Source organism: Paenibacillus macerans (genome assembly GCF_050565405.1).
Taxonomy (GTDB): domain Bacteria; phylum Bacillota; class Bacilli; order Paenibacillales; family Paenibacillaceae; genus Fontibacillus; species Fontibacillus macerans_B.
In genome coordinates this window covers 1-18,356 of sequence record NZ_JBNYYG010000083.1, presented here as the reverse complement: position 1 = coordinate 18,356, position 18,356 = coordinate 1, and the positions used below count along the sequence as shown (strand labels likewise).

The 18,356-nt window shown below is 57.6% G+C and carries 17 protein-coding genes; 5 read left to right on the top strand and 12 right to left on the bottom strand.

Annotated features, from left to right (window positions below; all coding sequences use genetic code 11):
* The 7 genes from ACQ4N8_RS26585 to hemE form a co-directional block, all read right to left on the bottom strand.
* Window positions 1-720: DUF92 domain-containing protein (locus ACQ4N8_RS26585; protein ID WP_430707379.1), on the bottom strand; the 720-nt coding region annotated here is incomplete at its 3' end.
* A gap of 2 nt (window positions 721-722) precedes the next feature.
* Window positions 723-1,364: a fumarylacetoacetate hydrolase family protein gene (locus ACQ4N8_RS26580; RefSeq protein WP_430707377.1), complete on the bottom strand. Its 642-nt coding sequence runs from the start codon at window positions 1,362-1,364 to the stop codon at window positions 723-725.
* 82 nt (window positions 1,365-1,446) lie between these two features.
* A complete protein-coding gene (locus tag ACQ4N8_RS26575) occupies window positions 1,447-2,190 on the bottom strand; it encodes a glycerophosphodiester phosphodiesterase (protein WP_430707376.1) in 744 nt (247 codons plus the stop codon).
* A 38-nt stretch (window positions 2,191-2,228) separates the two neighbouring features.
* On the bottom strand, window positions 2,229-3,590 hold the full coding sequence (locus tag ACQ4N8_RS26570) for a CapA family protein (protein ID WP_430707375.1): 1,362 nt from the start codon (window positions 3,588-3,590) through the stop codon (window positions 2,229-2,231).
* A gap of 305 nt (window positions 3,591-3,895) precedes the next feature.
* On the bottom strand, window positions 3,896-5,320 hold the full coding sequence (hemG, locus tag ACQ4N8_RS26565) for a protoporphyrinogen oxidase (RefSeq protein WP_430707374.1): 1,425 nt from the start codon (window positions 5,318-5,320) through the stop codon (window positions 3,896-3,898).
* Window positions 5,321-5,326: 6 nt separating this feature from the next.
* Window positions 5,327-6,268, bottom strand: a complete 942-nt coding sequence (gene hemH / locus ACQ4N8_RS26560; RefSeq protein WP_430707373.1) for a ferrochelatase — start codon at window positions 6,266-6,268, stop codon at window positions 5,327-5,329.
* Window positions 6,269-6,325: 57 nt separating this feature from the next.
* Window positions 6,326-7,387 (bottom strand): uroporphyrinogen decarboxylase, encoded by a 1,062-nt coding sequence (gene hemE, locus ACQ4N8_RS26555; RefSeq protein WP_430707372.1) that lies wholly within the window; start codon window positions 7,385-7,387, stop codon window positions 6,326-6,328.
* Between the two features lie 241 nt (window positions 7,388-7,628).
* Between hemE and ACQ4N8_RS26550 the strand changes: the two genes are divergently transcribed.
* A complete protein-coding gene (locus ACQ4N8_RS26550) occupies window positions 7,629-8,840 on the top strand; it encodes an MFS transporter (RefSeq protein WP_430707371.1) in 1,212 nt (403 codons plus the stop codon).
* Between the two features lie 436 nt (window positions 8,841-9,276).
* On the opposite strand, the gene ACQ4N8_RS26545 is transcribed toward ACQ4N8_RS26550, so the two are convergent.
* Complete coding sequence (locus tag ACQ4N8_RS26545) at window positions 9,277-10,443, bottom strand: alanyl-tRNA editing protein (protein ID WP_430707370.1); 1,167 nt, start codon at window positions 10,441-10,443, stop codon at window positions 9,277-9,279.
* Window positions 10,444-10,640: 197 nt separating this feature from the next.
* Here ACQ4N8_RS26545 and shc point away from each other — a divergent pair, with 197 nt between their 5' ends.
* Window positions 10,641-12,554: a squalene--hopene cyclase gene (shc, locus tag ACQ4N8_RS26540; RefSeq protein ID WP_430707369.1), complete on the top strand. Its 1,914-nt coding sequence runs from the start codon at window positions 10,641-10,643 to the stop codon at window positions 12,552-12,554.
* 37 nt (window positions 12,555-12,591) lie between these two features.
* On the opposite strand, the gene ACQ4N8_RS26535 is transcribed toward shc, so the two are convergent.
* Complete coding sequence (locus ACQ4N8_RS26535; RefSeq protein WP_430707368.1) at window positions 12,592-13,263, bottom strand: TetR/AcrR family transcriptional regulator; 672 nt, start codon at window positions 13,261-13,263, stop codon at window positions 12,592-12,594.
* 216 nt (window positions 13,264-13,479) lie between these two features.
* Here ACQ4N8_RS26535 and ACQ4N8_RS26530 point away from each other — a divergent pair, with 216 nt between their 5' ends.
* Both ACQ4N8_RS26530 and ACQ4N8_RS26525 read left to right on the top strand, forming a co-directional pair.
* Entirely contained in the window at window positions 13,480-13,881 is a 402-nt protein-coding gene (locus ACQ4N8_RS26530) for an MFS transporter (protein ID WP_430707378.1), read from the top strand.
* Between the two features lie 82 nt (window positions 13,882-13,963).
* Entirely contained in the window at window positions 13,964-14,713 is a 750-nt protein-coding gene (locus tag ACQ4N8_RS26525) for an SDR family NAD(P)-dependent oxidoreductase (RefSeq protein WP_430707367.1), read from the top strand.
* Window positions 14,714-14,790: 77 nt separating this feature from the next.
* Here the strand turns inward: ACQ4N8_RS26525 and ACQ4N8_RS26520 are convergent, their stop codons facing one another.
* The 3 genes from ACQ4N8_RS26520 to ACQ4N8_RS26510 all read right to left on the bottom strand — a co-directional run bounded on the left by ACQ4N8_RS26520 (window position 14,791) and on the right by ACQ4N8_RS26510 (window position 17,097).
* On the bottom strand, window positions 14,791-15,588 hold the full coding sequence (locus tag ACQ4N8_RS26520) for an EFR1 family ferrodoxin (RefSeq protein ID WP_430707366.1): 798 nt from the start codon (window positions 15,586-15,588) through the stop codon (window positions 14,791-14,793).
* A 47-nt stretch (window positions 15,589-15,635) separates the two neighbouring features.
* Window positions 15,636-16,070: an FMN-binding protein gene (locus ACQ4N8_RS26515; RefSeq protein ID WP_430707365.1), complete on the bottom strand. Its 435-nt coding sequence runs from the start codon at window positions 16,068-16,070 to the stop codon at window positions 15,636-15,638.
* A gap of 61 nt (window positions 16,071-16,131) precedes the next feature.
* Window positions 16,132-17,097: an FAD:protein FMN transferase gene (locus tag ACQ4N8_RS26510; RefSeq protein WP_430707364.1), complete on the bottom strand. Its 966-nt coding sequence runs from the start codon at window positions 17,095-17,097 to the stop codon at window positions 16,132-16,134.
* A gap of 516 nt (window positions 17,098-17,613) precedes the next feature.
* Here ACQ4N8_RS26510 and ACQ4N8_RS26505 point away from each other — a divergent pair.
* Entirely contained in the window at window positions 17,614-18,054 is a 441-nt protein-coding gene (locus tag ACQ4N8_RS26505; RefSeq protein WP_430707363.1) for a hypothetical protein, read from the top strand.
* Window positions 18,055-18,356 lie beyond the last annotated feature (302 nt).

The following is an 18,356-nucleotide window of genomic DNA, read 5'->3' as shown; positions in this document are numbered from 1 at the left end:
GCGGCCGCAATGCGCAGCGACCTCGACCTCTTTGCCGCAAACCGTGCATCGCTGCATCCCCTGGAGCGTCGCGCCCAGCAAGGAGTCGGCGAATGCGCCGGCCAGACCGGAGATCCCGGCGAGCAACGCCCACTTGATCAGCGACAGAACCGCCCCGCCGGCATCGGGATAGGCGGCTTCGCCCGTCCATATCAGCAGCAGCCAGGCGGCCCCGCCGATCACAGCCCCGCCGGCCAGCGCCGCAGCGCTGCCAAGCAGCGTCACGCCGCCCGACGTTCCCGGCGGAACCCGGCGACCGGTCAAGATGGAACGCGGCTCCGTCCGGCTAAGCCCGCCCAGTTCCGTAGCCCACGTGTCCGCCGTCACCGCAGCCATCGTACCGGCGAAGAAATACCCCCAGCCCGGATCCGGCCAAATCAGATTGCCCAGGCAAGCCAGCATGCCCAAGCCGCCGTTCGCCAGCACCTGGCCGGCGTCCCTGCGCCCGCTCTTGGCATAGGATTTCTCCAGCTCTTCTTTGCGGTCGCCGCGGAAACGCGAGAGCGCGGACGAGCTCACGAAAAACAGCAGCAAGATGCCGAACCAAAACAGATTTCCCGCTCCGTAATAGACCGTGCCCAACGCGAACGCCGCCAGCATACCGGACAGGGAAAGCGAGCTTTTCCAATAGGCGGCTCCAGACACGATCAGGGCGCAAAGCGCCCCGACGATCCAATCCATCATCATTTTGCGGCCGGGCCGGACGCCACCATGCAGCTGCCCAGCACCTGGGAGCCGTAGGAAAGTTCCAGCTTGTCGCCTTGATAGACCGGCCCCACGCCTTCAGGCGTACCGGTGAAAATCAAATCGCCTTCGCCCAGCCCGTAGTTCTCGGCGATATAATCCACGATCTGCTGCAGCGGGAAAATCATCCGGCTGATGTTGCCGCGCTGCACGACTTCTCCGTTCTTGCGGAGCACGAAGTCCTCGTTCGCGGTGTCCGCCGCGCCGGGGAATGCGATGTATGGCGTGATCGGCGCCGATTGCAGGAAGCCTTTGGCCGGCGTCCACGGATTCCCTTTATCTCTCACGATGTTCTGCACGTCGCGCAGCGTAAAATCGATCCCGAACGCAATCACATCCACCAGCTCGTCGACCGTCATCCCCGGCTTATAATCGCGGGCGATGCGCAGCACCAGCTCCCCCTCGTAGTGGACGGACCCACGGTCCGCCGGGAGCTCCAGGCCTCTTCCGTCGAGCGCCGTCACCGCGTGCGACGGCTTCAGAAAGATCATCGGCTCGGTCGGAACCTCATTGCCCAGCTCTTCGGCATGCGCCCGGTAATTCCTGCCCACGCAATACACGTTTGCGATCATTTTGTTCATGATTTGATTTCCCCCCATGGATTGCGGCATCCATAACCGCGATTATTCGTGAATATTAGCGTTATGTATAACTATGGGTCGTTCATTCGTCCCGGCCCGACCCGGGAATCGCTTTACGCCACACATCCGGCCGATTCGTGCAGAGCAGGATGTCCGGATGCAGCGAGGCGACTTTGCGCAGCGTCCTCGCCTCGTCCATCGTCCAGGCCATGACGTCGATGCCCCGTTTGATGGCCTTGGCCGCCAGTTCGGCGGTTAAAGCCTTATAATGGATCGATAAAAACGAGCAATGGAGCAACTGCAGCCGGAGCAGCAAATCCGTCGGCTGGCGGTCGATGATCAGGCCGGTGCGGATGCCGCGGCCGATCTCCTTGATTTTGGCCAGAACCCTCGGCTCGAACGAGGTCAACACGACCTCGCCCTCCATGTGCCGCCGCTTGACGGCGGAGATAATTTTCTCCTCGATGCCCGGATATAGGTTGCCTTCGGTTTTGATTTCGATATTGGCGCGCAGCCGGCCGGCGATCGCGTCCAAAAATTCATCAAGGCTCGGTAGCCGTTCGCCGCGGTATGCCTTCGATTTCCAGCTCCCCGCATCCAGGGTCTGCAATTCCGCCCAGGTCTTATCCTTGACCGGCCCCCGGCCGGTCGTCGTCCGGTTCAGCGTAAAATCATGAATCAGCAGCGGGACGCCGTCCTTCGAACATTGTACATCAATTTCGATCCACCGGACATCCTCCCGCTCCATCGCCAGTTGAACCGCGGCCATCGTATTTTCCGGGGCGAACCCGGAGAAACCGCGATGGGCTACGCATGGGTTTCGCAAAGCCTCCCCTCCTTATGACGGACCCGATCCGTTTCCGGCTAAGACGCGAACACCTCTCCCGTTTCCGCAATCCGCACCCCGGGGGAATAGCTTTCGATCTCCCGCAGCAGCTTGCTGCCGTCCTCGGGACTCATCGGCACGGGCTGCCCCAGCTCGGTGCGGTACGGAATAAGCTGCAGCCGACAGTCTCCGTCGCGCGTGCAGCTCGCGGCAAACACCGCCGTCTCCCACGTTTTCGGATCCTTCGATTTGGTAAAGATGAAATTGCCCGTGCTATAAGCAATCCATTTGCCCTTGTAGTTCTCCAGCCCCTGCATCACATGAGGATGTCCGCCGACCACCAGATCGGCTCCCGCATCGATAAAGGCATGGGCCAGTTCCTGCTGATGATCTTCCAGCTTCGTCGTCCGTTCCTTGCCCCAATGGGTCATGACCAGCACCAGATCGGCGTTCTCCCGCGCCGCGCGGATGGCGTTCAGCGCCGGTTCGGGGGCATACGCCGAAGCGACGCCCGCTTTGTTGGCGCCCGCGACCCAACCGGGCTCCGGCACCACCCGGCTGAATCCGAACAGAGCGATCTTGATTCCCTTGCGTTCGATATACACCGGGGCGTAGGCGTCTTTGCTGTTCTTGCCGGCTCCCGCATATAAAACGTGATACTGCCGCAAAGCCTTCATCGTATCGTTGAGGCCGGCAACGCCTTGATCGAGGATATGATTGTTGGCCAAGTTGACCGCGTCCACGCCGGCTTTCGCCATCGGCCCCAGCGCTTTGGGCGGCGACTTGAACACGAAGGTCTTATTCTCGGCAGGCTCACCGCCTTCCGTGACGGGCGTTTCCAGGTTCAGTACGCTGAGATCGTCGTTTTGAAACAGCTCGCGCACGTATTCGTACGGATACTCGTACCCCGTCTTCTCCAGCTTCTCCTCCACCTTGCCGGAGAAAATCGTATCTCCCGCAAAATGGATCAACAGCCGATCCTCATCATTTCCGTTCCCGCTCGGCGAATCGCCGGGGAGATCGGCTGGATCCATCCCGCCGCTCCCCGCAGCATCGTTATCGCCACCGGGCGGCGGGGAAGGCTCGCCATTCCCGGCATCGCCGGCTCCGTCGGACCCATCCGCCTCGGAAGGCGAGGATCCGTCAGCCGGCGTCTGCCCGTTCGAAGGCCCCGCGCCGCCGTTCCCTTCATTCGCCGCGGCCCCCTCCAGGTCGCCCGAGATTTGTTCCGTTCCCGTTTCCTGTCCCCCTTGCTGCGTTCGTTCCTGCAAATAAAAGTAGGCTCCCAGCACGAGAATCAACGTGATGAGAGTCAGGTTCAGCATGAGCCAAATTCGGGTTTGACGCCGCTTTTTCTCCTGCTGCTTCTTTTGGTTTTTTTCCGACCTCGGTGGATACATTACGGACTCCTTTTGGTTGAACTACCGTTTCAATGATGATTCGAAATCAGGTTTTGAGCACCGAGAAGGTTGGATGAAGCTAGGGACGAAAGTAGCGGAGCGTAACTGGAAGCTACGTGAGCAACGGAAGTCCCGGCTGAATTCAAGATTCGATGTCGAAACCACATCTTCGCAATTACTTCGTGATCGAAAGCTGACCGTATTGATTTTATTATATCAGGTATCCGGAAATAAATAGAACCCCTCGCCTATTTTGCAGGAAAGGGGTAGAGAAGTCCCAGTCTCGGCGCTCGCGGCGCGAACGATCAGGCTTGCGCGACTTTGAGTTTGCCCGCCATCCGTTCGGCGAGCTCCTTCGCTTGCTTGATGCAATCGGGCAGGCCGACGCCGTAGAAGGCCGCTCCCGTCGCGTAAACGCCAGGCAACGAAGCCTCCAGCCGTTCGTTCAGGCCGGCGATGTGCTCCAGGTGGCCGACCGGGTATTGCGGCATCGATTTCGGAAGCCGGGTAATTTCCGTGAACAACGGGCGGGCCGTGACGTTCATCAGTTGCTTCAGGTCCTTCAGCACGAGCTCCGCCAGCTCCTCGTCGGGCAGGAATACGTTCTCCTCGTCGCCGGAGCGGCCGACGTAACAGCGCAGCAGCATTTTATCGTCCGGACTCGTATGCAGCCACTTGATGCCGGTCCATGTGCAGGCGGTGATGTTGAGTCCTTCCTTGCGCGGCACGAGGAACCCGGAACCGTCGAACAAGCCGGTTACGTCCTTACAGTCAAACGCCATGACGACGTTGGCGACCGACACGTAGTTGATTGCATCCAGCGCGGACACGTCTACATGCGGACGCAGCAAATCGGCGGCGGCAAAAGCCGGCACCGTGACGATCACGTCGTCCGCCGCCAGCGATTCGCCCGACGTGAGCACGACCTCGTACGCCTCCGGTCCCGAGCGCCGAATTTCCGCCACCTCGCTATCCAGACGCCGGTTCACGTCGGACAGCGAGCCGATCAATCCGTCTACCAGCGTTTGCAGCCCCCGCCGGAACGTCAGGAATGCGCTGCGTTTCGTGCCGGTATGCGTCTCCACCGGCTTCTTGCCGGTCATCATGCCTTTGATCAGGCTGCCGTAGGCCCGTTCCACCTCGCCGAATTGCGGGAAGGTCGATTGCAAGCTGAGCTTGTAGGTATCGCCCGCATAAATGCCGGCAAGCAGCGGCTCGGTCACGTTCTCCAGCACCTCGGCGCCAAGCCGCCGCTCGATGAACGCCCCCAGCGATTCGTCCTCCTCGCTTTGGCGCGCCGGCATCACGAGATCCAGCATCGCCCGGGCTTTGCCGCCCCAGGAAACCAGCCCGCTGCGCAGAAACGGCCCGAGCTCGGTAGGGATGCCGAGCACCAACCCCGACGGCATCGGATGCAGCTTGCCTCCGCTGACGATGTACGTCTTCTTGGCGTCGGGATTCATCGACACCAGCTCCTGCTCCAACCCCAGCTCCTTCGCCAAATCGGTCATGGCCGTCTTGCGGGCCAGGAAAGAATCCGGGCCTTTTTCGATCACGAAATCGTCTTTCTCCAGGGTTTCGATTTTGCCGCCCAGCGCGCCGCTTTTTTCCAGCAGCGTAATTTGCGGCAGGATGCCTTGCCCCCGGTAAAACTTACGAATGTAAAATGCCGCGGACAGCCCGGTCAGCCCCCCGCCGATTACGACAACCTTACGTGAAGATTCACGCATGTCCTCTCATCTCTTTTCCCAAGTTTTGATAATGACGTCGCTAAGCGCCTCCATGTACAAAGGCTCGGTATTGAGCGATTCGATCCGCTCCAGCCGCATGTCCAGCTCTTTGGCGATCGTTTTGGCTTCGATGTCCAGGTCGTACAGCACTTCCAGGTGGTCCGACACGAATCCGACCGGAGCGACCAGCACGTCCTCTACCTGCTCCTCACTCAAGTCCTTCAGCGTGTCCAAAATATCCGGTCCTAGCCACGGATCGGCGGTGCGGCCCGCGCTTTGCCAGGTAAATTGCCAATTCGTTACGCCGACTTTCTCCGCCACCGCCTTGGATGTTTCCAGCAATTGGTCGCGGTACGGGTCGCCCATGTCCAGGATTTTCTCCGGCAGGCTGTGGGCGCTGAACAACACTCTGATCTGATCGCGCAAAGCGCCGGCCTCCTCGAACTGGTCCAGCTTGACGGAGACCCTTGCGGCAAACGCTTCGATCAGCTTCGGATGAAGATGATAGCTATGTACGAAGCTCATGGCGACGCCCTCTTCCTTCGCCTTCGCTTCCGCGCGTTTGATATAGCCGCCGATGCTCATGACGGAATAATGCGGCGCCAGCACGATGCCGACGGCTTCCTTGATGCCGTCCCCGGCCATTTCGGCCACGCCGTCCTCAATAAAGGGGTTGGCATGCTTCAAGCCCTGATAGCAGACGAATTCGACGTCTTTGTCCGCCGTCATGCGGTTTAACGTCTCCTGCAAAGCCTCAACCTGCTTGTCGGTATTGGCGCGCAATGGGAAAAAACCTCCCACGATCGCCTCATACCGTCCCACCAATTCCTGAAGCTGTTCCGCGGTTGGGGGATGGCCGCGCCGAATATGCGTATAATACGCTTCGACCTGCTCCAAACTTTGCGGCGTGCCGTACGACATCACCAAAACACCGATCTTCGATTTCACGATCTTTATTCACCTCTAGTCGATAGTTGGGTTGCTTCTCATCGTCGTGCTATAGCATTACGCACGCGGTACGGGTTGATGCAGGATCGCCCCTGCGGAATATTCATGAATGAATTCCGTCAGCTCCCGCAGCTTGTCGATGGATGCTTCCGGGTACAGGCCGTGCCCCAGATTGAAGACAAATCCGGCCTCCGAGATGCCCTCGTCGATAATGTCCTTGGCCTGCTGTTTGATCACGTCCATCGGCGCGGTCAGAAGGTAAGGGTCCAAATTGCCTTGCACCGCAAACTTGCCGCCCGTACGGCGCCGTCCTTCCGAGATCGAGACCCGCCAGTCGAGACCGATGCAGTCGGCCGCGATGCCGGTTAATGTCGGCAGCAGTTCCCCCGAGCTGACGCCGGGAAAATAGATTTTCGGTACATCCAAATCCCGAAGTTCGGCAAAAATACGGGTAATCGTCGGAAGTACATATTTTACGAAGTCCTTAGGCGCCAGCGCCCCTACCCAGCTGTCGAACAGTTGGAACGCTTTGCCGCCGCTTTGCACATGGGCCCGCAGATACGTGATCACCATGTCGCCGAGCTTATCCATCAGCTTGAACCACAACTCCGGCTCGCCGTACATCATCGATTTGGTACGGATGTAGCTTTTGGACGGGCGCCCTTCGATCAGGTAGCTGGCGATCGTGAACGGCGCTCCGGCAAACGTAATCAGCGGAACGTCAAGCTCCTTGTCCAAAATCGAGATCGTTTCCAAAATATGCGATAAGTCCTTATGCACGTCGATCGGCTTCAGCCGTTCGATGTCTGCGGCCGTACGGATCGGCTGTTCAATGACCGGCCCGATGTTCTTGACGATATCGAAATCGACGCCCAGCGAAGCAACCGGATTCATGATGTCGGAATACAAAATAGCCGCATCCACGCCAAGCTTGCGGACGGGCATCATCGTCACTTCCGCCGCCAGCTCCGGCTGTCGGCATATTTCGAGCAAACTGTACTTTTCTTTGATTTTCCGGTAGTCGGGATCATACCTGCCCGCCTGGCGCATGTACCAAACCGGGAGGCGATCCACCTCCTGCCGCCGCAGGGCCCGAATCAAACGATCGTTATAAACCAATCCGTACGCCTCCAATACTCGTAGAAACCATTTTTAGGAAAAAATTGAACTATACTATAAACATTCTAATCTACATTATGCCCTACTTAAAAGTAAGTAACAACTATCACAACGAACGAACGCATGGCGAACCTATGACAATCGGATGAAGATGCGATGAAGCTCGTCGCAGAACAAACATTTCCAGCTATGCTATACTTAAAAATACATCCAGATCCCTGCGAAAGGAAGTGAAAGCACATTGAAAACGTGGAAGGTCAACCTCATTGTGCTTTGGTTCGGACAGTTTTTGGTCAATGCCGGGATGACGATGATCACCCCTTTTCTCTCGCTGTATCTGGCGCGGGATTTGCATGTGCAGGGCGAGCAGGCGATCGGTTTATGGGCGGGGATGATTTTTGCCGCCAATTTCGCGACTTCGTTTATTTTCCAGCCCATCTGGGGAAAGCTGGCCGACAAATACGGGCGCAAAATCATGCTGCTGCGCTCCGGTTTCGGCATGGCGATCGTCATTACGCTGATGGGCTTCGCCACCCAGCCTTGGCACTTGCTGGGGCTGCGGCTGCTGAACGGCACGATCTCCGGCTTTAACCCCGCCTCCGTAGCGCTCATTTCGGGCACGGCGCCGAAGGAACGGATGGGCTTCGCCATGGGCACGATCCAATCCGGGACGGTCGCCGGGACGATCCTTGGGCCGTTGATCGGCGGATTAATGGCGGAGTGGATCGGGTTCCGCCCGATCTTCTACATTACCGGCGTGCTGCTGTTCATCGCCTCGCTGCTGGCGCTGCTGTTCGTGCGCGAGAAGTTCGACCGCGAGGAGGCTTCGCATACCCCGCAGCCTTCCGTGCTGCAAGGGTTCCTTGAGCTGAACAAAACGCCGCAGCTGACCGCGCTGTTCGCCGTAACGTTCCTGCTCCAATTCGCGATGCTCAGCCCGATGTCGCTGCTGCCGCTGTACGTCGAGAAGCTGCACGGCCAGACGGCCAACGTGGCATTCTGGGCCGGGTTCGTCAGCGCCGTCACCGGGATCTCCAACATGATCACCTCGCCGGTGCTCGGAAGAGTCAGCGACAAGCTGGGGGCGCACCGCATCCTGACGTTTTGCTTGATCGGCGCGGCGGCCACGCTGATCCCGCAGGCGTTCGTCCAGACGGTCTGGCAGCTCATCGCCGTCCGGTTCCTGATGGGCGTGTTCATGGGCGGGCTGCTGCCCAGCGTAAACGCGCTGATCCGCTTCTATACTCCAGACGGCATGGAGAGCCGGGCGTTCGGCTTCAACAGCAGCACGCTGGCCCTCGGCAACATGATGGGCTCTTTGATCGGCGGTTTTCTCGCCGGATACATCGGCATCGAGGGGCTGTTCGTCATCTCCGGCATCCTGCTGCTGGTCAACACGCTGTGGGTGCGCATCAAGCTGTACGCCAAGCCGAAGACGACGGCTTTGAGGTAGATAGAACCCCGTATCTTGAGCCCTGTCTTGTAGTCTCTGCATGCTGCTTTGCACGATTATCCCTTTCGTTAAGGGTGCAAGGCTTGGAGGCTTGGAGAAGTGAAGCAGACCGGACGAGAGATAAAGGACAAGACGCGGTGGAAACGAAAATACCGTGATTTTGTTGCAATCTTAATCCTTCTGTCTAGGGTAACGCCTGCATCGTCAAGCTAACCCCCACCCTGCTTCTTTGTTCTAAGCCCGTCTCATGATCTCGAACAGATCTTGTTTCTCTAACCAATTTATTCTTCCCCAGAGCTAGTCTGTTTCTCGCCATCTGATCAAACGGGATAATCGTGCAAAGCCTCCGAACAGCGAGTGTTGATCTAACGTCAAAATCGATTGCCGACTTGACGGTCAAGCACGGTTATATTTGCCTTGAATCTCAGCAATCAACTTACAAGGCCTGCTTGACAAACTCGTAAAAAGCCAGCGCATCCTCCCAGGAGCCGAAGCCGGCCTGCGCCAGCTTGTCGCTGCCGCCGCCTTTCCCGTTATGCATAGCCAGATGCTCTTTGAAGAAGGCGCCGCAGGAAACGGGGTAGCTGCCGCTATGGGCCAACACGATCTTGTGCTCCGATTGCGCCGCCAGCAGTATCGGGGCATCGGTTTGGCCGGTCAATTTTTGCGCTAGACTTTGCAGATCTTTGAGGGGCTTGTCCGCGTAGATTTGCGCGATCAGCCCGCCGTCCCGCTCGGCGAGCAGCTCCCGGACCGCAACCTCGTCCAGGGCGTCTTTAAGCGCGTCCAACTCCAATTGCAGCTGCTTTTGCTCGTCCTCCCATTTGTCCAGGCGCTCCATGATGCCGTCCCTGCCCGTTTTCAACCTGGCGGTCACCAACCCTAACGCCCGCCGCTGCTCCTGAAACTCGGCCAGGGCGCGCCAACCGCATTTGAAGACGATCCGCACATTCCCCTTTTGCTTTTCGGTTTTCAGCAGATTGATCATCCCGATCGCGCCGGTAGCCGAAACATGCGTCCCCCCGCAGCCGTTGTACTCCACGCCTTCCGTCTCGACGATGCGGACGCGGTCCTTCACCTTCGGCGGCTTCACCAGCGGCAACCGGGAAGCCTCCTCCCCCGACACGAAATAGCTCGTAATCCGGTGGTTCAGATAAATATGCCGGTTGACTTCGCGTTCGATCGCGGCAAACTGCCCGGCGGACAGCTCCGGCTGGTCCACATCGATTGTGCAGTAGTCCGCGCCGAGGTGGAAGCTTAAGGTCATCGCCCCGTACAGTTCGCGGCACACGGCCGATAACAGGTGCTGTCCGCTGTGCTGCTGCATGTGATCGAAGCGGCGCTCCCAGTCGATTTCGCATGCGACCTCGCTTTCCTCCGGGAATCGTTCCACCTTATGGAGCACCGCATCGTCTTCGCCTACGACGTCCAACACCGGAATGCCGCCGATCCATCCCGCATCGTTCGGCTGCCCGCCCCCATGCGGGTAAAAGGCGCTTTCCTCCAGCACGACGTAAACGCCGTCCTCCCGTTCCAGCTTGTCCCGCACGCGCGTCGTCCAACGGGTTAAATACGCATCGTCAAAATACAGTCTTTTCGTCATCGCTCGTCTCCCTTTTCCTGTTTCCAACTCTACTATACCGGAAAATCTCCGCAATCCCCAGGCCCTTTCGTTATCTTGCGGTCTCAAGATTAGCCCCGGTCTTCGGTCCGGGTTCGGCAAAATAGCCCGCCGCTTCCATCATGCCCCCGTCCCCGGCTTCATATAATGGGATGACAATGTCAAGGGGGGACCAGGGAATGAGCCAAATCATCACCGGGATCCGCGAGGAAATCCGCCGGCTGACCGAGGAACTGACCCAGCGGCAGGAGCCAAACGGCACTTGGCGCTTTTGCTTCGAGAACGGGACGACGATCGATGCCTGCGCGATCATCTTGTTTCGCACGTTAAGCGCAGATCAGGAGGGCTTGATACGGCAGCTGCATGACCGCATCCTTGCTGCGCAACAGCCGGAAGGTTGCTGGAAATGGTTTGCGGACGAGGACGAAGGCAATTTGTCTGCCACGGTCGAGGCGTATTATGCGCTGCTCTATTCGGGATATAGCCAGCCTGAGGACGAACCGGTTCAGCGGGCCAAGCGTTATATTCTGGAGCGCGGCGGCATCGGCCAAGCGAAAAGCCTGCTGACAAAAGCCATTCTGGCCGCCACCGGGCAAAGGGAATGGCCAACGTCTTTGTCGCTCATCCCGATCGAAATGCTGCTGCTGCCCGAATCCTTTCCGCTCAATTTTTACGATTTCTCCGGCTATTCGCGGGTTCATCTCGTTCCGCTGCTGATCCTGGCCGAGCGGAATTACCGCGCCAGGACGGCGCGAACGCCCGATTTGAGCGGGCTTTATTTAACCCGTGGTGCCGGCGAAGAACCGCTCTCCCGGGAAAATCGGGAGCCGTTGGAGGGCATTCAATCGGCGTTGGGGCATCTGGTCGGCACGCCGCGCCGCATCCGGCAAGCCGCCGTCAACAAAGCCGAGCAATACCTGCTCGACCGGATCGAAGGCGACGGGACGCTTTACACGTACGCCAGTTGCACGGTGCTGATGGTGTTCGCCTTGCTCGCGCTCGGTTACGAACCGCAGCATCCGGTCATCCAACGCGCGGTAGAAGGGCTGTCCAACCTGCAGTTTACGGTTGGCAACGGTCCGGGCGACGGCGGCGGCTACACCACGATTCAAAACTCCCCTTCTCCCGTGTGGGATACCGCGTTGCTCTCCTATGCCATGCAGGAAGCGGGGGTGGGGACAGAGCATCCCGCTATTCTTAAGGCGGCCGCCTATTTGCGCGACAAACAACACCGCAAGTACGGGGATTGGCACATCCATAATCCCGGCATCGTTCCCGGAGGGTGGGGATTCTCCGACACGAATACGATCGTCCCCGACGTTGACGACACGACCGCCGCCCTGCGTGCCATCCATCCCTTGCACGACAGCGACCTCCGTTATCTGGATTCATGGAACCGCGGGCTGAATTGGGTGATATCGATGCAAAACAACGACGGAGGCTGGCCGGCTTTCGAAAAAAACACCGACAAGGAAATGCTCACCTGGTTGGCGATTGAAGGGGCCAAATCCGCGGCCACCGATCCTTCGGAAGCCGATCTGACCGGCCGGGCGCTGGAGTACTTGGGGAACTTCGCCAAACTCGGCGTTCGTCATGACCGGGTCGCGCGCGGGGCCGACTGGCTCCTCAGCCATCAAGAGTCGGACGGTTCGTGGTACGGCCGTTGGGGAATTTGTTACATCTACGGTACCTGGGCGGCCTTGACGGGATTGATTGCGGTGGGTATGCCCTCCGATCACCCGGCCATCGTCAGGAGCGCCGACTGGCTGTTAAGCATCCAAAACGCGGACGGCGGTTGGGGCGAATCTTGCCGCAGCGATCATGCGAAGCGGTACGTGCCGCTTCACGCCAGCACGCCCTCGCAAACGGCCTGGGCGCTGGATGCGCTGATCGCGGTGCACGATCGGCCAACGCCCAAGCTCGAGCGGGGCGCCGCCCGTTTGATCGCTCTCTTGCACGAGGACGGCAGGGCAAGCACGTATCCGACCGGAGCCGGGCTGCCGGGCTATTTTTACGTGCACTATCACAGCTACCGGTACATCTGGCCGCTTCTGGCGCTGGCGCATTACGCCAAAAAATACGGGGGCGGATAACCCGGCCGGGCCGCCCTCTTAAGTTATTATCCTCGGATTATACGATGTAAAACTTGAATTTCTGCAAGATATGGTCCATGATCGCTTCGACATTCCCATCGTCGACCATCGCCAGCTTGTCGGCCTTGAACAGCTGGATTTTTTTGAAAGCGTAATAGTCGTAAAGCACCTGCTGTATCGTCGTTTGGTTAAACATCATATATTTGATCGTCAGGATTTCCCGCAGCATCACGTCATCCTGCAGCAGCAGGAATTTGACGTTCACCGCATTGAAGATCCCCCGCTTCATTCCGTCTTGATAAAACTCCACCATTTTCCGTTCCCGCCGATGCATCGCATCCTTGATGCGGCCGAACAATTCGGGATATCCCGTCTGCAGGTCGCGCAAAAACACGTCCGTCACCGACTCGATCAGCAGCACCGATTGCTCGAACACTTGTTGAAACCGGGTCCCGAACGAAGCTTCCGGAGCCTGCCCCGTATCCAGCACGAGCCCGTTGATGAAGTCCTCATAGGTCTCCACTAACCCTTCGATCACTTCGTCTTTGGAGGAAAAATATTTATACATCGTCGCCCGGCTCACATCCATGGATTTGGCAATATCTTCCATTCGCAAGCTTTGGAAGCCCTCTTTTTTGGTGACGGCTGCCAACTTCTTCAGCATTTTATATTTTGTTTTGCTCTGTTGATGATCGGCTGATCGTTCCATTCGAATTTGCCCTCCTTACGCTCTCTCCCACATTATACAGTAAATAAGTAAACAAATCACACTGAATACACATAATAGACAAAATTAATATTTTTCATTTAATTCGTCTCGAGAACATGTTATCCTTCTCTTCGAATCCAAAAGAAAGAAGGGAACCCATGAAACGAAGCTTCAAAATCGCCGTCTTATGCTGTTCCGTCATCGTCACGTTCGGCAATATGCTGGCCGCGCCCGCCGTCAAGCTGCTGCACGCGGATTTCCCTGGGGCTGGCCATTTATCTCATCGGGGGAATCGGGCCCGCGTTCGTCGACTCTGTAACCTGGATCCTCGTCTTTCGGGCGATCCTGGGAGTAGGCATCGGGTTTGTTGCACCGACTTACAATGCGCTCATTGCCGAAAATACCGAAGGCCGCGAGCGTTCCCGCATGAACGGGCTGGTGACCGCCGTTAACGGCATCGGCGGGGCGATTTTCCTGTCGGTGGGCGGGTTTATCGCCTCGTACGGATGGCGGAGCGTCTTCCTTTGTTACGCATACGCCGTCGTGCTGCTGTTATTGGTCATCTGGTTCATTCCCAAGAACAGAACCTTGCCGGCGCCGCAGGCTTGTCCTTCGTGATCCCCTTGGCCTATATGGCGCGAAGCAAAAAACCTAAGGAAATCTATGTGGCGAATAACGAACTGAAGGGACGTTGATGATCATGTCTAAAGTATGGTTGATTACCGGGAGCTCCCGGGGATTCGGAAGAGAACTCGTCAAAGCGGCTTTGGAAAACGGGGAACGGGTGGTCGCTACCGCCCGCCGGCTGGAGCAGTTGGACGATCTCGTGCAAAGCTACGGAGACCGCATCCGCTCGTTTGCGCTGGACGTCACGGACGCCGCGGCGGCACATGCCGCCGTTCAATTCGCCCTGGACGAATTCGGCACGCTCGACGTCGTCGTCAATAACGCCGGCTACGCCGACAGCGCGCCGATCGAGGAAATGAGCGACGGGATGTTCCGCGAGCTAATCGAAGCCAATTTGTTCGGCGTCGTGAACGTGACGAAAGCGGCGCTGCCGGTTCTCCGCAAGAAACGGTCGGGCCATATCATCCAGTTCTCCTCCATCGGCGGCCGCGTTGGCGGGACGCCCGGCATGGGGGCTTATCAAACGGCGAAGTATGCCGTGGAAGGTTTCTCGGAGGTGCTGAACAACGAGGTAAAACCGCTTGGCATCAAGGTGATTATCGTCGAACCGAGCGCGTTCCGGACGGACTGGAACGGATCCTCCATGCGCAAGCTGCCGGTCGGCGCGGACTACGAAGAAACCGTCGGCTCGATGAATCGATTCCGCGATTCGTTCGAAGGCAAGCAGTCGGGAGATCCGGTGCGTGGGGCGCAAATCGTCCAAGGCCCGCGCCGAGGAAGCCGAAAAATGGGCGGAGCTCAGCCGGTCGGCGGATTACCCTAGCTAACACCGCCGCTACCCCTTAAGACGCAAAACGTCCCGCGGCTCCGCATGATGTCGGAGCTTGCGGGACGTTTTTTTTACCGAAGCGCCTTGCCCTTGCTAATTTCAGCGATACTAATGTTCGGATTGACGTATCTCCCTTTCTTGACGGTCGCCTGCCCGTATTGAACGGCTTGAACCGGGCAATAATGGATACACGCCAGGCATTGCGTGCAGCGCTGCCCCCAAGCCGGCGTTTCGCTTACTTGGATATTGCCGCAGTTGCACACCTTGGCACAGATCCCGCAGCCGGTGCATCGGTCATTGGCATGAAACTTTGCCGTGTTCATCGCGCCTTTGACGAACATAGGGTGGATTATCCCGGTCACCAGCCACGGGACCCTGCCCTTGATCACCTGGAATTCCTCCGCTTTTCGCCCGATCGCTTCGTTGATATGCCTTAAGGTTCCGTCCGTCGCCCTAAGCTTTTCTTGCTGGACCTCTTCGCTATCCACGTCCCCCATCATGATGTAGTTATTCGGCATAACCACGCTATAACCGCTATTTAAGCGCAACCCTTGTTTTTGCAAGGAATCCGCCATCACCTTCATGGTATTACCGGCGCTTCCCCCGCAGGTAACGACGGAAAAAACGTAATTCCCCCGGTAATTCCGCAGCTCCAGCTTCTTGATGAATTCCAGCACGATCGGCGGCGGCCCCCACGCATACACCGGATGTACAAACCCTATGGTCTCATTCTCCCGCAGCTCGTATTCATGCCTTTCCCGATTGCCGCTTAGGGCCGCCGCTATGGAAATCAGCTCTTCCCCCTGCTCGGACGCAATTGCTCTGGCAGCGTACAATGAATTGCCCGTTCCCGTAAAATAAAAGATCATTGACTTGCGTTCACCCTTTCCCGCCCTATTAGGAACGAACCTGCGTGTTATTTTTGCGCTTGGTTAAGCGCGTCCTCCACGGATTTAAGATAGGCCTTGGAGGTGATCGTCGCGCCGCTGATGGTGTCCACCCCAAGCGACTGCGAAGCGAGGACCCTGTCGTACAATTTGCCGGTAAACTCCGGCGATCGATTCTCCTTGTGCATCAGCAGCTTGATATCCGTCACTCTGCCCGAGGATACGGTTACCTGAACCTGGTTGGCTCTCCATTTGTACTTCCCGCCTTCGTATTCGCCGACATACGTGCCGTCCTTCAGGGTATGGAAATCCACGGCGCGGATCGGGAGATTTTTCCCTTCCCGCCGCTCTCCGGCCGTAAAAAGGATGCCGCCTCCGGCGCTTGCCGCAAGCAGAACCACTACCGCGATGATCCACATTTTCATCTTTCCCTTCCGTTTCTTTGGGTTGGTCTTTCCGTTCATATCGCTTTCTCCTCCTTGGATTCTAGAGGTTGAACTTGCACTTTTTTTTTGAACTCGCATATTAAATCATGGCCACGGCTGCTCCCTCCAGCGCTCGGAAATGATCCTTTAACCCCGACGTTACGTAAACCTGCCGGCGCCGGTCGACGAAAACGGCTTCCGTTCCGGGGAAGCCGCGGAGGATCGCCAGCCCCCGCTCCATTCCGGCCACAAACGCCGCCGTCGCCAACGCGTCGGCCGCCGCGGCGCTGTCCGCGACGATCGTGACGCTGATCAGGCCGGCGTCCGCGGGATATCCGGTCGCCGGATCAAGAAGATGATGCCGCCGTATCCCCATGGCGTCGATAAAATAACGCTGGTCGTCCCCCGACGTTACGACCGCCTTGTCAACGACGTCCACCGCGCCGATCAAGCGGTTTTCGCGCCTCGGATCCCGAATGCCGACGCGCCACGGCGAACCGTCCGGTTTGGCGCCCAGGACGGCCACGTTCCCGCCGAGATTGCTAAACGCCGAGATGACGCCGAAACGCCGAAACAACCCGATGATCTTGTCGCTCGCGTACCCTTTGCCGATCGCTCCCAGATCGATGGACTGACCCGAATGCCGAAGCTCTGCGGTTCTGGCGGTGCGATTCAAGCGCAAATCCGCATGATTGACCAGAGATACCGCCTGCCTGATCTTGGCCAGTTCCGGGCTCGCGGTGGCCTGATTCACGGCCCACAGCTGAACCAACGGGCCGATCGTAACGTCAAACGCCCCGTAGCAGCGCTTTGCGAAACCGCCGGCCAGTGCCAGGATTTCATAAGCTTCCTGACTTAGCTTAACCTCTCCCCTGCCAGCCGCCCTATTGATCTTGCCGATATCGCTATCGGGGATGAACCGGCTGAGCAGGCGCTCCAGGCGCTTAACCTCCGCTTCGGCCGCTATTAGTGCTCCTTCCGCGTTTTTGCCGAAAGCCCGGTGACCTATCGCGGTACCCATCCCCAAACTTGCCGACTCGACGGCACGCGATGCCAAATGGTTCATTGTCGTTTCCTGCTTTCTTGTAGTTAAAATTTGTGACACTTTTCACTTTCTCTGGCGTCATCACGCATTGTACCGGCATTACGACCGTTTTCATGGATTGCTGTAGGGCTGTTTTGATGATTGGGCGGTCGCAACGCCGCAAGTGAATGAACATTAATTATATTCATTCATAATGTATTCGAGTTTCCCTTTTCTGTCAATAGGCCGCATCCGCTTCCCTGTCACCTCACTCCCCTACCACCAGCATTACGGCGTTTTCAATATCGATTCCGCCATGTATAATGGGATAAGACGAAGAACGTCCCGATCCATGCTTTTGGAGCCGGGGCGTTTTCTTTTTTTACGGGAGGGAAGGGATCGTGATATCGGAGTTGGTATTCGAAAAGGCACATGCCAAGTTTATTCAAAATCATTTGCAGCACAGAACCGGGGAACGAAAAGGGCGTTTGGAGCGCGGTCACCGGGAGGCGGAAGGGACTATCTTACTTTTGCGATTTTGTTTGGTTAGTTGGACCGGTGAAGCTGGTTATCGAAATCAAAGGTTTCGGTCCGCACGTCAAGGACATGGACAGGCAAAAATACTGCAATGAGCTCAACCGGGAGACGTTTTTGGCCGCGATGGGGTTCCAGGTCATTTCATTCGCTTACGACGATGTCGCGAGCCGCCCCGAGCTGTGCGTCACCCTGCTGCGCCTGGTGCTAAACCGGTATTTGCCGGCGGCTTCCCCGGCGGATCCCCTCTCGATTCAGGAGGGAGAGATTTTACGCTTTGCCTGCAGGCTGGCCCGCCCACTGCGACCGGTCGACGTAGTGGCCCACTTGTCCCTCAATCTCCGGACCGCCGTTCAAACGTTGCAATCCATGTGCGCCAAGGGCATAGTTGCTGTGGTCTCGGGCGCGGAAGGCAAGCATGTCGTCAGGTACGAGTTTCGAAAGGACGCCGTGCAGCGACTTTAAAGAGGGGGGCCGGAGGGGAAGCCAAATGCAGCCGGGGCGGAAGTTGACGGACTCGAAGAAAGGCTCAAACCCCTTAACCCCCACAGAAAACCTGCAAAAATACATCTTTTTAGGCCTCTTTTCCCCAAATCGGGCAAATGCCTGCAAAAATGCAGTTTTTTAGGACGATAATTGCGAAGATACACTAGCGTTGCATTAAACCTAACCATACCCAATGTGCAAAAAGACGAGTCAAAACCGATATCAGAGCAGGGTTCGTGTCTTGTAGTCTCTGCATTGCCGCTTTGCACCATTATCCCTTT